Raw genomic sequence first — 13,135 nt, 5'->3', positions numbered from 1 at the left:
TACCTCGGTCATGAGCACCTCCAGAAGCGGGTTGTCGCGGCCCCGTCCGGCCTCATCCCACCGGCGGCGAGCGCTCGCGCGGAGCGGAGCCGGGCGCGCGTGCGCCGGCAGCCGCTGACGATCACGACCATACCCCCGATCGGCAGTAGCCCCCGGGTCCGCGACTGCGGTTCCGTCTGTGGAGTTCCGTCGCGGGGCGTGCCTGGGACAGGACCGCTTCGACACGTTGTGTGAACCAACGACTACTGTACGGTGTCGCCGACGGAAGACGAGGAGCACACCATGGTCGACGCGCAACGCCTGTTGTCCAGGGCGATGGACATCGATCGGCCTTGCGCGGCGCGGATCTACGACGCCTTCCTGGGCGGTGGTCACAACTTCGGCGTGGAGCGGGAGTTCGTCGAGCGGTTGCAGACCGCGATCCCCGGGGTGGCCGGCGTGTTCCGGGAGAACCGGGCCTTCCTGCGGCGCGCCGTGGAACACCTGCTGGCCCGCGGCGTGCGGCAGTTCATCGAGCTCGGGTCCGGCATCCCCACGATCGGGCACGTGCACGAGGTCGCGGGCCGCCGCACCCGGCGGTTCAGCGTGCTGTACGCGGACAACGAGCCGCTCACCGTCGCGCACAGCCGGCCGCTGCTCTCCGACGAGCCCCGCGCGGGGATCATCCAGGCGGACATCCGGGACCCGACGTCGATCCTGCGCTCGCCCGAGGCGGCGCACCTGATCGATTTCGAGCAACCCGTGGCGCTGGTGATGTCGGCGGTGCTGCACTTCCTGGAGGACGCCGACGAGCCGTTGCGCCTGGTGCGCGCGTACCAGGAGGCGGTCCCCCCGGGCAGCGCGCTGGTGATCTCGCACCTCACCGGCAGCGAGGAGCCCGAGCCGATGAACCTGCTCGCGGCGTTCTACGCCGAAACGGCCGATCCGATGGTGGCCCGGCCCGCGGAGTGGATCGCGGAGTGCTTCGACGGATTCGCGCTGCAGGCTCCCGGGGTCTGCTACCTCGGCGACTGGCGGCCGGAGCCCGACCAGCTGGTGCACCGGCACTCCGGCTACCGGATCCTGCACGGCGGGGTCGCCCGCAAGCTGCGCTAGCCGCGCCGGGGTCGGACGAACAGCAGCAGCACACCGGCGAGGACCGCCGCGATGCCCGCGGCGATCCAGGCGGACGCCAGGCCCGCGTGCTCGCCGAGGAAGCCGAACAGCAGCGGCCCGGCGCTGCCACCGAAGTAGATGCCGGTCTGGGTGAACGAGGTCGCGCTCGCCACCCGATCAGGGGCGATCTTGGCGACGGAGAAGTTGAGCAGACCCGGCCACGCCCAGCCCGCGCCGAACCCGACGGACACGCCGATCAGGAACAGCACCGTCGAGTCCAGCGCCATGAGCACGAACCCGAACGAGCCCACCACGAGCATCGCCGTGATCAGCCGCAGCAGGTTGACCTCCCACCGGTCGGCGACGATCCCGGCCAGCAACCGGATGGTCAGCCCCGCCGCCGAGCCCAGCGAGAGGACCAGCCCGGCCGCGGCCGGGCTGAAGCCCACGTCGACGGCGGTGGTGGTGACGAAGGCGCCCAGCGCGTTGGCCGCCGCGGACCCGAGTCCGCCCGCGATCGCGATGAGCAGCAGCGCCACGAAGTGGGACTCCCCGCTCCCCCCGGCGACGGCGGCGGGTTTGGAGCGCTCGGCGCCCGGCAGCGACGGGACCGCGAGCGCGGCGACCAGTCCGAGCACGCCGGCGAACACGAACACCCAGCGCCAGCCGATCGTCAGCGCGATCGCAGGCACCGCTATTCCGGCCAGCAGCGTGGCGGCCGGGATGGAGGACTGCTTGACGCCGAATCCCATGCCGCGCCGGTTCGCGGGCACGCCCTGCGTGATCAGCAGGTTCGCGGCGGGCTGGGACAGCGAGTTCGGCAGTCCGGACAGGCACATCAGCGCGAGCAGCCAGCCCGCGTCCTGCACCGCCGCGATGCCCAGCAGGCACAGCGCGCTGCCCGCCGCTCCGATCCGCATCCCGAGCCGGGAGCCGATGCGCTCCACCACCCAGCCCATGCCGCGCGAGGCGAGCGCGGCGACGGCGAAGAACCCGGCGGCCGCACCGCCGAGCAGCGCCGCGCCGAAGCTGAGCTCCTGCTGCAGCTGCACGCCGAGCCCACCGACTAGGAAGACCGGGAACACGCCGACGGTGACCACCGAGGCGACCGAGGAGAGCACCCGGACGGTGGAAAGCGCATGCGGACGATCGTCGACCACCGCTGCGGACATCGCTCCTCCGTTCGCCAGTCACCGCCGGAAACGGCTGACCACCAGACTGGGAACCGGTGCGGCGTTGGGCAACGCCAACGTGACGGATCCCTCCGGACCCGGCCGGAAAAGCGCTCAACCGCAGGCTTGACGGCGCACCGCCGGGCACGACACGGTCGAAGCGGCGGCCGTGATCCGGTCGCGGGCCGAACCGACGGGAGGCCGGGTGGTCACCGAACTGAGCGGGATCCCGTCGGCGAGCGTGCCGGAACCGGTGCGGCTGGACGCCGTGGAGCTGTCCTGGTCGATCCGGCGGCGCGAACTGACCTGCGAGCAGGTCGCCGAGGCGTTCCTGACCCAGATGGATCGCTTCAACCCGCTGGTCAACGCGATCGTGTCCCGCGCCGACGAGCAGGACGTGCTGGCCCAGGCCCGCGCCCGCGACGCGGAGCTGGATCGCGGCGAGTGGGCCGGGTGGATGCACGGCTTCCCGATCGCGGTCAAGGACCTCACCGACGCCGAGGGCTTTCCCACCACCCAGGGCTTCGAGCACACCGGCGCCGCCACCGAGGACGCGATCTTCGTGCGCCGGATGCGCGCGGCGGGCGCGATCGTGGTGGGCAAGACGAACGTGCCGGAGTTCGGGCTCGGCTCGCACACCTTCAACCCGCTGTTCGGCACCACCACCAACCCCTACGACCCGGGTCGCGCCGCGGGCGGCAGCAGCGGCGGGGCCGCGGCGGCGCTGGCGATGCGGCTGCTGCCGGTGGCCGACGGCAGCGACTTCATGGGCTCGCTGCGGAATCCGGCGGCCTTCTGCAACGTGCTCTCGCTGCGCCCCGGTTTCGGGCGGATACCCGCACCCGGTTTCGTCGGCGACCCGGCGGTGCCGGGGCCGATGGCGCGCACGGTGCGCGACCTGGCGATGCTGCTGTCCACGATGGCGGGCTCGGACGAGCGAGCGCCGCTGAGCGCGCCGCAGGACCCGGCGGTGTTCACCGGGGCGCTCGACCGGGACGTCTCGGGGTTGCGGATCGGCTGGGTCGGTGACTTCGACGGCTACCTCGCCACCGAACCCGGGGTGCTCGACCTGTGCAGGGGGGCGGCGGAGCGGTTCGCCTCGCTGGGCTGCGTGGTGGAACCGGTGCCGCGGCTGCCGGTCGAGCGGGCCTGGGACACCTTCCTGCTGTGGCGGCGCTGGATGGTCGGCGAGAAGTTGCACGACGTCTACCGGTCTCCCGGCTCGCGCGCGCGGATGAAACCGGAGGCGCTGTACGAGGTGGAGGGCTACCTGGAGCTGACCGTCCAGGACATCGCCGCGGCCCGCGCGGGCCGCGACGCCTGGCGCGAGTCGGTCTCGGAGCTGTTCGACCGCTACGACTTCCTGCTCGCCCCGAGCGCGCAGGTGTTCCCGTTCGACGCCGGGTCGCGCTGGCCGGACGAGATCGACGGCAGGCCGATGGACACCTACCACCGGTGGATGGAGGTCGCGGCGCCGTGGACGTTGTCCGGGCACCCGGTGCTGAACCTGCCCGCCGGGTTCGGGGCGGCAGGGGTGCCCACGGGGGTGTCGCTGGTCGGCCGGGGGCACGGGGAGTGGTCGTTGCTCCAGCTCGGCCACGCCTACGAGCAGGCCACTGATTGGGTGCACGCCGTCCTTCCGCCCGCGCTGACCTGAACGTGTGCGAGGCTGCACCTAGATAGGTCGGCTTTTCGGGAAGGTGACAATTGGGTACCGAGGTTTTTTCCCTGCAGGACAAGGTGGCGCTGGTGACCGGCGCCGGGCAGGGCATCGGGCTGGAGATCGCCAAGTCGTTGCGGTCCGCCGGGGCCCACGTGGTGATCGGTGAGATCAACCCGGAGACCGGCAAGGCCGCGGCCGAGCAGGTCGAGGGCGACTTCCTCCCGCTCGACGTGACGAACTCCGCCGAGGTCGCCGCCGCGGTGCAGCGCATCGTCGCTGATCACGGACACTTGGACGTGTCGGTGCACAACGCGGGGATGGTGCGCAACGAGGCCGCGGAGGAGATGAGCGACGACTCCTGGCGCAAGGTCGTGGGCCTGAACCTGGACGGGGTGTTCTACTGCTCCCGCGAGGTGGGCAAGCAGATGCTCGCGCAGGGGTCCGGTTCGATCATCAACATCGCCTCGATGTCGGGGATGGTCTCGAACCACCCCCAGCCGCAGGTCTCGTACAACGCTTCCAAGGCCGCCGTCATCATGCTGACGAAGTCGCTGGCCGGCGAATGGGCCCGCCGCGGCGTGCGGGTCAACTCGATCTCGCCGGGTTACATCGGCACCGATCTGCTGATGGGCGTGCGGAACACGCAGCCCGAGTGGTTCGACAGCTGGATGGAGCAGACGCCGATGCAGCGCCCGGGCAGGCCGGAGGAGCTGGGGCCGCTCGCGGTGTTCCTGGCCTCCGACGCCAGCAGCTACATGACGGGCAGCAACGTGGTCTCCGACGGCGGCTTCACCGTCTGGTGAGCGGTTCGCGCTGAGCCCGGCCGGTCGACGGCCTCCACCGACGACCGGCCGGGACACTCGTCGCTCGAAAGCAGTCCCCGGACGGTGGCTCCCCGGAGAGCAGCGGTGTCCGGAAGGCTGGTTACCGGAAGGCCGCGGTGCCGGTCAGCGCCTGGCCGATGGTCAACGCGTGCATCTCGCTGGTGCCCTCGTAGGTCAGCACCGACTCCAGGTTCGTCATGTGCCGGATCACCGGGTACTCCAAGGAGATCCCGTTCGCGCCGAGGATGGTCCGCGCGGTGCGGGCGACCTCCAGGGCCCCCCGCACGTTGTCCAGCTTGCCGAAGCTGACCTGCTGCGGCAGCAGCGTTCCGGCGTCCTTGCGCCTGCCGAGGTGCAGCGCGAGCAGCCGAGCCCCGTGCACCCGAACCGCCATGTCGGCGAGCTTCTGCTGGGTGAGCTGGAACCCGGCCAGCGGTTTGCCGAACTGCTCCCGGGTGCCCGCGTAGTCCAGCGCCGCTTCCAGGCAGGCGCGGGCCGCGCCGTTCGCGCCCCAGACGATGCCGAAGCGGGCCTCGTTGAGGCAGCTCAGCGGACCGCGCAGGCCCACCGCCTCGGGCAGCGCGGCCGACTCCGGCAGCCGCACCCCGTCGAGCACGAGTTCGCTGGTGATCGAGGCGCGCAGCGACAACTTCTTCTTCAGCTCCGGGGCGGAGAACCCGGGCGTGTCGGTGGGCACCACGAACCCGCGCACGCCCTCGTCGGTCCGCGCCCAGACGACCGCGACGTCGGCGATGCTGCCGTTCGTGATCCACATCTTGCGGCCGTCGAGCACCCAGTCACCGCCGTCCCGCCGGGCCCGGGTCGTCATGGAGGCCGGGTCGGAGCCGTGGTCGGGTTCGGTGAGCCCGAAGCAGCCGATGGCCTCGCCCGCGGCCATCCGCGGCAGCCACTCCTGCTTGTGCTCCTCCGAGCCCCAGCGCCAGATCCCGAACATCGCCAGCGAGCCCTGCACCGAGACCAACGACCGCAGGCCTGAATCGGCGGCCTCCAGCTCCTCGCAGGCGATGCCGTAGTCGACGGCGGAGGCGCCGGCGCAGCCGTAGCCCTCCAGGTGCATCCCGAGCACGCCGAGCCTGCCCAGCTCCCGGGCCAGGTCACGGGCCTGCGGCAGTTCACCGCGCTCGAACCAGTCCGCGACGTGCGGCAGCACCAGGTCGCGGGTCAGCGCGCGGACGCTGTCGCGCAGCGCGCGCTGCTCGGGGCTCAGCTCGGCGTCGATGCCGAGCGGATCGCGCGGGTCGAAGTCGGGTCGGGCGCTCATCGGTGACCTCCTCGGTACGGATCCTCGGACAGCGGCGGCAGCGGGCCCGGTGCCCCGTCGAGCCAGGCGCGCACCTCGTCGGTGTGCTCCCCCAGCCGGGGCGGTGCCTGCGGATCGACGACGTCGATCCCGGAGAACTCGATCGGCATCCGGGCCTGCGCGATGCCGCCGTCACCGGGATCGACCACCGGGCGCAGGCCGAGCGACTCGGCGTGGTGCACGGCGCGCGCCAGGTCGTTGACCTGGCCGCAGGCGATGCCCACCCGCTGCAGCCGCTCCTGCCAGTCCGCGGCCCGCCGGGCGCCGAGCACGTTCTCCAGCCGGGCCACCATCGCGGCCCGGTTGGCGACCCGTTCGGAGTTCGCGGCGAAGCGCGGGTCGTCGGCCATGCCGAGCAGGCCCAGCGCCTCGGTGAACCGGCGGAACTGCGCGTCGGTCCCGACCGCCACGGCCAGCAGTCCGTCTTCGCAGCGCAACGTCTCGTAGGGCGCGATGCTCGGGTGCCGGTTGCCCATCCGGGCGGGCGGGATGCCCGTGGTGAGCAGTCCGCTCATCTGGTTGACCAGCGCGGCCAGCAGGCTGGAGAGCAGGTTGACCTCGACGTGCTGGCCCTCGCCCGTGCCGTCCCGCTGCCGCAGCGCGGCCAGCACCCCCAGGGCGAGGTCCTTGCCGGTGAGCACGTCGACGACGGCGACCCCGACCTTCACCGGTGGACCGTCCGGGGTGCCGGTGATGCTCATCAGGCCGCCGACGGCCTGCACCACGAAGTCGTAGCCGGGCAGCTCGGCCCCCGGACCGGAGCCGAAGCCCGAGACCGAGGCGTAGATCAGCCGGGGGTTGAGCTCCAGCGCCGAGTCCGGGTCCAGCCCGCAGCGCGCGAGCACCCCGGGCCGGAAGTTCTGCACCAGCACGTCGGACCGGCGCACGAGTTCGCGCGCGGCGGCGCGGTCCCGCTCCTCGTCGAGGTCGAGCACGATGCTGCGCTTGCTGCGGTTGACGGCCTCGTAGTAGGCGGAGCTGTTCTCCGTCCACGGTGGACCCCAGCTCCGGGTGTCGTCGCCCGCGCCGGGCCGCTCGACCTTGATCACGGTGGCGCCGAGGTCGGCCAGCGCCATCGTCGCGTACGGACCGGCGAGCACGCGGCTGAAGTCCGCCACGACAACACCGTCGAGCGGCAACGAGCGGCCCATGCTCAGCACCCTCCCGCGTTCCGGATTCGGCGGAAGCCGCCCCACCGCACCGATTTCGCCCACCCGACCCGCCCGGGCCCGGCGGCGAACGAGCCGCGTCGGAGGGGGCGTATCGGGAGGAGCGGTGTTGCGAGCCTCTCGGATTGGATCCAATATACAGTGGCTGATCGCCGGGTCAACACGGTTCGCGGCTCCCGAAGGAGTGATCGCGGGCCCGGTGGTCCCATCCGCGACGAGACCGGCGGGAGCCGATGCCAGCAGAACCGAACCCGCGCCCACCCGCCCCGCCGCGCGCCGACCTGCGCTGGCACGGGGCGGAACGCCCGCCGACCACCCAGGAGTTCGTGCTGGCCGCGCTGCGCAGGGCGATCACCACCGGGGAGCTGCCGCCGGGGCGTCCGATCCGGCAGGACGCGGTCGCGGCGGAGCTCGGCGTCAGCCGCGTCCCGCTGCGGGAGGCGCTCAAGACGCTGGCCGCCGAGGGCCAGGTGGTGTACCGGGCGCACCGCGGTTACGCGGTCGCCGAGCTGTCCCTGGACGACCTGCTGGAGGTCTACCGGTTGCGCGCGCTGCTGGAGTCGGAGGCGGCCGCGGTGGCGGCCGGGCGGTTCACCCCGGCCCAGCTGGAGCTGATCGCGGCGGCGGCGCGCGACGTCGAGCGGGCGTCCGGGGCGGGCGACCTGGTGGAGATGATCACGGCGAACCGCCGGTTCCACTTCGCGCTGCTCGAACCCTGCGGGATGCCCCGGCTGCTGCGGATCGTGCGCACCCTGTGGGATGCCACGGACGCCTACCGCGCCGTGTACTACAACTCCGAGGACAACCGGGAGCGCGTCCGCGCCGAGCACGAGCAGATCGTGCGCGCCGCCGCCGAGGGCGCCGCCGACCGCCTGGTCGCCCTCCTGGACGCCCACCGGGAGCACGCCGTCGCGGCGCTCCGGGCCACGATCCCCGCCGGCCGCCCGACCGCGTGACCCGTCGATCGGCCCACCAGCCGCCCCGCGGGCGGTCCGGCCGCGCGGATCCGGCACCGGCGCGGGTGCCCGGCGGCTCCCTCGCGAGGCCGGCGATCTCGCGCGGCCCCGGGAATTCGCTCCCGCGGCGAGGAAGCCGCCGAGGTCCCGCCCCGGCACCCCCGGGCAGCGGGGCTCAGGCCGAGTAGTCGTAGAAGCCGCGGCCGGACTTCTTGCCGAGCAGTCCCGCGTCGACCATGCGCAGGAGCAGCGGCGGGGCGGCGTGGAGCCGCTCCTTGTACTCGTCGAACATCGAGTCGGCGATGGCCTTGAGCGTGTCCAGCCCGACCAGGTCCGCCAGCGCGAGCGGCCCCATCGGGTGCGCGCAGCCGAGCACCATGCCGTTGTCGATGTCCTCGGCGGAGGCGATCCCGCTCTCGAACATCCGGATGGCCGACAGCAGGTAGGGCACCAGCAGCGCGTTGACCACGAACCCGGAGCGGTCCTGGGCGCGGATGGTCTGCTTGCCGAGCCGGTCGGTGGCGAACTCGGCGGCCCGCCGCACGGTCTGCTCGGAGGTGAGCTGCGAGGGCACCAGCTCGACGAGCTTGAGCACCGGCACCGGGTTGAAGAAGTGCACCCCGACCACCTGCGCCGGTCGCGAGGTGGCGGCGGCGAGCTTCGCGACGGGGATGGAGGAGGTGTTCGAGGCCAGGATCGCGCCGGGGTCGCTGAGCACGCGGTCCAGCTCGGCGAAGACCCCGGCCTTGAGCTGCTCGTTCTCCGCGATGGCCTCGACGACGAGCTGCCGGTCGGCGAGGTCGTCCAGCGACGTGGTGAACCGCAGCCGCCCGAGCGCGGCGTCCCGCTCCGCCTGGTCCAGCTTGCCCCGGTTCACGGCCCGGTCGAGCGATTCGGTGATGCGGGCCCGGCCCGCCTCGGCGGCCCGCTCGTCGACCTCCGAGACCACGACGTCCAGTCCGCTGCGGGCGCTCACCTCGGCGATGCCGGCTCCCATGAGCCCGGATCCCACCACGGCCACGCGTTCGATTCCCGTCACTCCCACCGCATCCTTCCGTTCCGACATCATCGTCGGGTCGCCGTCATCGGGTCTGCCGACCACGCGGCGATGATGTCAGGACGAGCGGTTACCCACTGGTACGGAGTGCTGCACGACACGGTGCGGATTCGCGGCCGGAACGGCCGGAGCGGGAGTCCGGGCGCTGATCGAGGAAGCCGGGCCGCGCTTTCCCGGCCCGACTTCCCCTCTCTCCCCAAGCCCCCCGACTCGCCCCCACGAGACCCCCTGGGCAGCATCATCATATATCAACGGGAGCGCGAAGATCTACGGTTCTCGCCCACGAGTGTGGATGAACTCCATCGCCGGATCGGGGGTGTCGCGGAGATCGGGACCCCTTACAGTCGAAACGTGCGGCCACCTTCCGACCCCTCCGACGCCGAGTCCGGCGGCACCCCGGTCACGGGCAGCTCCATCAGCGTGCACGTCTTCGCGGAGCGGTTGACCGAGCTGCTGAGCAACCAGCCCGATCCCGAGACCGGCAAGCCCTACAGCAGCGAGCGGATGGCCGCGCTGCTCACCGCGCGCGGGGTCCGGATGTCCGGCACGCACATGTGGCACCTGCGCACCGGCCGCGCGGTGCCCCGGCTCACCGAGGTGGTCGCGTTCGCCGAGTTCTTCGGCGTGGGCCTGGACTTCTTCGACCCGGCGATCGCGCCCGAGCTGCTGGCGCAGTGGCGGCTGGCGGGCCAGCTGCGCAGCCACGGCGTCGAGGAAGTCGCGCTGCGCCAGCTCACCGACCAGTTCCCGGAGCAGGACCGGCCGCACGTGGCCGACGCGATCCTGGGAGTGCTGCAGGGCTTCAAGGCGCTGCGGGCCGCCGACGAGCGGGAACGGCCGTGAGGCTGATGGTGTGGAGCGATCCCCCGCGTCCGCGCTGGGAAGGATCGCGCTGGCTGCTGCGCTGGCGCAGCGGACGCCGGCTGGACGCGCTGGGCCTGCCGCGCCGGTTCACCGCCGAGCAGCTGCTGGAGCGGGCGCGGGCGCACCTGGGGCGGGACATCTACTTCGCGGCGGTGGAGCTGCCGCCGCGCGCCCCGAGCGGCCTGGCGCTGCTGCCGGAGGGCTGCGTGATCATCGTGGCGGACGCGCGCACGACGCGCTGGCACCGCTGGCACATCTGGCTGCACGAGCTGATGCACCTGCTGTGGGGGCACGTCGGCCGCCCGCTGGCGAACCCGGCCCCCGCGCTGCGCTCGCTGTTCGGCGACCTGCCCCCGGAGGTGCTGGACCGGGTGCTGACCCGCACCGGCTGCTCCGCGCACGAGGAGGCGGCCGCGGAGATGATGGCCTCGGTGGCGATGCGGCGGATCAGCTCGTGGGAGTCACCGCGCTCCCAGCAGGTCCCCGACGAGGCCCGGGACATCCTGCGCCGCTTCCAGACGACCCTGGGGTGATCGGGTGTTCGCCGTCGTCTACTCGCTGGCGCTGCTGCTGCAGCTGGGCGCGTTCCTGTGGAAGCTGCGGGACTTCTCGCGCGATCCGCGGGATCCGCGGCTCGGCGCGATCACGCTGGCGCTGCTGTTCGTGGCCTGCGGCTTCAACTTCGCCCTCCCGGGGGTCTACCTCGCGGTGGGTGCGGCCTCCGGGATCCCGAACCTCTCCACGCTGGCGGTGTACTCGTCGATCGTGCTGTGCACGGCTTCGTTGCAGGTGTGCTCGGTGAACCTGTCCCGCTCGCGGGAGGCCGCGGTCCCGGCGGGGCGCACCCTGGTGCTCGGGACGGCGACCGCGCTGCTGGTCATGGCGGTGCTGTTCGCGCTGGCCCCGGTGCACGACGCGCCGCACGTGCTGGACTTCGACGCGCACTACGCCGGGGAGCCCGCGATCGCGGCGTTCCTCGCGGTGTACCTGGGCGCCTACTCGCTGGGATTGGTGCGCAGCGCGCTGATCTGCCTGCGGATCCGGCCGCACGCGGGAGATCGCTGGCTGCGGTGGGGCGTGTCGCTGGTGCCGGTGGGCGTGGTGTTCGGGCTGGGCTACTCGGTGCTCAAGGCGGTCGCGGTCGCGGCGACGTGGCTCGGCGGGGACCTGGCGGTGGTGAGCACGGTGGTGGCGCCGCTGAGCGCGACGATCGGGGCGAGCGTGATGGCGATCGGCTACGTGCTGCCCTCCGCGCCCCGGCTGCTGCGGTACTGGCGGGCGCGCCGGAACCTGCGCCCGCTGCTGCGCGCGCTGCGGCCGCTGGATCCCGCGCTGATGCGCAACACGCGCCTGGAGTCCGCCGAGTACCGCTGGCTGGTCGCCACCCACGACCTGCTGCGGGAGCTGCGGCCCTACCTCGATCCGGCCGTGGTGGCGGTGGCCGTGCGGCACGCCGACCGCGCGGGGCTCACCGGTGATGAGCGGGCCGCCGCGATCGAGGCGGCGCGGATCGCCGCCGGGCTGCGCGCGCACGAGGCGGGGCACCGGCCGGGATCGGGCAGTGCCATGATCCGGGAGGACGTCGGCGTGGATGGCGCGGAGGCCGCGGTGTGGCGGTTCCCCGACCAGGACCCGCGCCGCGACCTGGCCGAGGAGCTGCGCTGGTCCTGCCTGATCGGCGCGGCGTTCCGCGGCCCGCACCCGGTGGTCCGGGACGTGCTGGCCGAGCTCGGCCCGGTGCGCCCCACGGCAGGAACGGAAGCCGCTCAGTGACGGATCCCTTCACCGCGTCCGACCCCTTCGCGGCGCTCGCGCGGTTGCGCGCGGCGGGCCCGGTGCACCGGCTCGTCACTCCGGACGGCCCGCCCGCGTGGCTGCTGACCCGCTACGCGGACGTGCGCGGCGGCCTGGGCGATCAGCGGCTCGCGCTGGACCGCGCGCACGCGGGCGGCGGCTACACCGGTTTCGACCTGCCGCCCCAGCTGGACGCGCACCTGCTCAACAGCGATCCGCCCCGGCACACCCGGTTGCGGCGGGAGATCGCGCCGAGCTTCACCGCGCAGCGGGTCCGCGCGCTGGCGCCCGAGGTGCGGGCGGTGGCGGCCGAGCTGGCCGCGGAGCTGCCCGCCGAGGCTGACCTGGTGCCGGACTTCGCGGTGGTGCTGCCGGTGCGGATCATCTCGGAGCTGCTGCCGCTTCCCCCGGACGCGCGCGCGGAGTTCCTGGGCTGGGCGGACGCGCTGCTGCGCCACTCCCCCGGCGCCGAGCCCCGGGCGCGGGACACGATGCGGGACATGCGCGGGATCATCGGCTCGGCGCTGGGCTCGGCGCCGCCGGAGGGCTCGCTGCTGGCGGGGCTGCTCGCGGCCCGCGCCGGGGACCGGCTGGACGCGGACGAGCTGACCAGCATGGTGTTCTACCTGCTGTTCGTCTGGTACGAGATCATGGTGCACGCGGTGGGGTCGACGCTGCTGCGGCTGCTGGGCGAGCCGGACGTCGACGCCGAGGCCGGCGTGGAGGAGGTGCTGCGGTTGCATCCGCCGCAGCTGCTGGCCGCGCCCCGCTACGCGCTGACGGAGCTGGAGATCGGCGGGACGCGGATCCCGGCGGGGGACACGCTGCTGCTGTCGGTGGCCTCGGCGAACCGGGACGAGGACGTGTTCCCGGACGCGGAGTCGTTCCGCCCGGAGCGCTCGCCGAACGCGCACCTGAGCCTGGGGCACGGCATCCACGCCTGTCCCGCCTCGGCGCTGACCCGGGTGATCGCGGTGGCAGCGGTGGCGGCCCTGCGCGAGGCCCGTCCCGGGGCGCGCCCGGTCGTGACCGCGGAAACGGCGAGCTGGCGCGGGAACTTCCGGCACCGGGGTCCGGCGTCGCTGCTGATCCGGGAGGCTTCGACGCGAGGAAAGGGCTGAGGAGTCCGGTCGCCCCGGTTCGCCGGTGACCCGGGGAGGTCAGCTCTCCCCGCCATGTTCAAGGTATAGCGCACACCGGGTCTTGCGGCAAGACCCCGG

At 73.1% G+C, this 13,135-nt stretch carries 12 protein-coding genes; 8 read left to right on the top strand and 4 right to left on the bottom strand.

What is annotated here, in order from left to right; translation table 11 throughout:
- Positions 1 to 282 precede the first annotated feature (282 nt).
- Positions 283 to 1,095: an SAM-dependent methyltransferase gene (locus ACL03H_RS08975; protein ID WP_412810656.1), complete on the top strand. Its 813-nt coding sequence runs from the start codon at positions 283 to 285 to the stop codon at positions 1,093 to 1,095.
- Here the strand turns inward: ACL03H_RS08975 and ACL03H_RS08970 are convergent.
- Complete coding sequence (locus tag ACL03H_RS08970; RefSeq protein ID WP_412810655.1) at positions 1,092 to 2,267, bottom strand: MFS transporter; 1,176 nt, start codon at positions 2,265 to 2,267, stop codon at positions 1,092 to 1,094. The two genes, ACL03H_RS08975 and ACL03H_RS08970, sit on opposite strands and share 4 nt — an antisense overlap.
- 205 nt (positions 2,268 to 2,472) lie before the next feature.
- Between ACL03H_RS08970 and ACL03H_RS08965 the strand changes: the two genes are divergently transcribed.
- Together ACL03H_RS08965 and ACL03H_RS08960 are read left to right on the top strand one after the other, a co-directional pair.
- Complete coding sequence (locus tag ACL03H_RS08965) at positions 2,473 to 3,924, top strand: amidase (RefSeq protein ID WP_412810654.1); 1,452 nt, start codon at positions 2,473 to 2,475, stop codon at positions 3,922 to 3,924.
- Between the two features lie 50 nt (positions 3,925 to 3,974).
- Positions 3,975 to 4,733, top strand: a complete 759-nt coding sequence (locus tag ACL03H_RS08960) for an SDR family NAD(P)-dependent oxidoreductase (protein WP_412810653.1) — start codon at positions 3,975 to 3,977, stop codon at positions 4,731 to 4,733.
- A gap of 121 nt (positions 4,734 to 4,854) precedes the next feature.
- Here ACL03H_RS08960 and ACL03H_RS08955 read toward each other — a convergent pair whose 3' ends face one another.
- Both ACL03H_RS08955 and ACL03H_RS08950 read right to left on the bottom strand, forming a co-directional pair.
- Positions 4,855 to 6,036 (bottom strand): acyl-CoA dehydrogenase family protein, encoded by a 1,182-nt coding sequence (locus ACL03H_RS08955; RefSeq protein WP_412810652.1) that lies wholly within the window; start codon positions 6,034 to 6,036, stop codon positions 4,855 to 4,857.
- Positions 6,033 to 7,226 carry a CaiB/BaiF CoA transferase family protein gene (locus ACL03H_RS08950; protein WP_412810651.1) on the bottom strand — a complete coding sequence of 398 codons (1,194 nt, stop codon included), beginning with the start codon at positions 7,224 to 7,226 and terminating at the stop codon, positions 6,033 to 6,035. The genes ACL03H_RS08955 and ACL03H_RS08950 overlap by 4 nt, the downstream gene beginning before the upstream one ends.
- Before the next feature lie 251 nt (positions 7,227 to 7,477).
- Between ACL03H_RS08950 and ACL03H_RS08945 the strand changes: the two genes are divergently transcribed.
- Positions 7,478 to 8,200, top strand: a complete 723-nt coding sequence (locus ACL03H_RS08945) for a GntR family transcriptional regulator (protein ID WP_412810650.1) — start codon at positions 7,478 to 7,480, stop codon at positions 8,198 to 8,200.
- Positions 8,201 to 8,375: 175 nt separating this feature from the next.
- Here ACL03H_RS08945 and ACL03H_RS08940 read toward each other — a convergent pair whose 3' ends face one another.
- Positions 8,376 to 9,239: a 3-hydroxybutyryl-CoA dehydrogenase gene (locus tag ACL03H_RS08940; RefSeq protein ID WP_412810649.1), complete on the bottom strand. Its 864-nt coding sequence runs from the start codon at positions 9,237 to 9,239 to the stop codon at positions 8,376 to 8,378.
- 369 nt (positions 9,240 to 9,608) lie between these two features.
- Between ACL03H_RS08940 and ACL03H_RS08935 the strand changes: the two genes are divergently transcribed.
- Genes ACL03H_RS08935 through ACL03H_RS08920 form a run of 4 tightly spaced genes read left to right on the top strand, consistent with a single transcriptional unit; the run spans position 9,609 to position 13,036 of the window.
- Positions 9,609 to 10,100, top strand: a complete 492-nt coding sequence (locus tag ACL03H_RS08935) for a hypothetical protein (protein WP_412810648.1) — start codon at positions 9,609 to 9,611, stop codon at positions 10,098 to 10,100.
- Positions 10,097 to 10,654 carry a hypothetical protein gene (locus ACL03H_RS08930; protein WP_412810647.1) on the top strand — a complete coding sequence of 186 codons (558 nt, stop codon included), beginning with the start codon at positions 10,097 to 10,099 and terminating at the stop codon, positions 10,652 to 10,654. Before ACL03H_RS08935 ends, ACL03H_RS08930 begins: the two co-directional genes overlap by 4 nt.
- Before the next feature lie 4 nt (positions 10,655 to 10,658).
- A complete protein-coding gene (locus ACL03H_RS08925) occupies positions 10,659 to 11,894 on the top strand; it encodes an MAB_1171c family putative transporter (RefSeq protein ID WP_412810646.1) in 1,236 nt (411 codons plus the stop codon).
- The gene (locus ACL03H_RS08920) at positions 11,891 to 13,036 is read left to right on the top strand and encodes a cytochrome P450 (protein WP_412810645.1); all 1,146 of its coding nucleotides are present in this window, start codon (positions 11,891 to 11,893) and stop codon (positions 13,034 to 13,036) included. The genes ACL03H_RS08925 and ACL03H_RS08920 overlap by 4 nt, the downstream gene beginning before the upstream one ends.
- Positions 13,037 to 13,135: the final 99 nt, after the last annotated feature.

The sequence above is a fragment of the Saccharopolyspora antibiotica genome (assembly GCF_047200635.1).
GTDB lineage: Bacteria > Actinomycetota > Actinomycetes > Mycobacteriales > Pseudonocardiaceae > Saccharopolyspora_C.
Note: the sequence above shows the minus strand (reverse complement) of the source record. Positions and strands in the feature narration are given on the sequence as shown.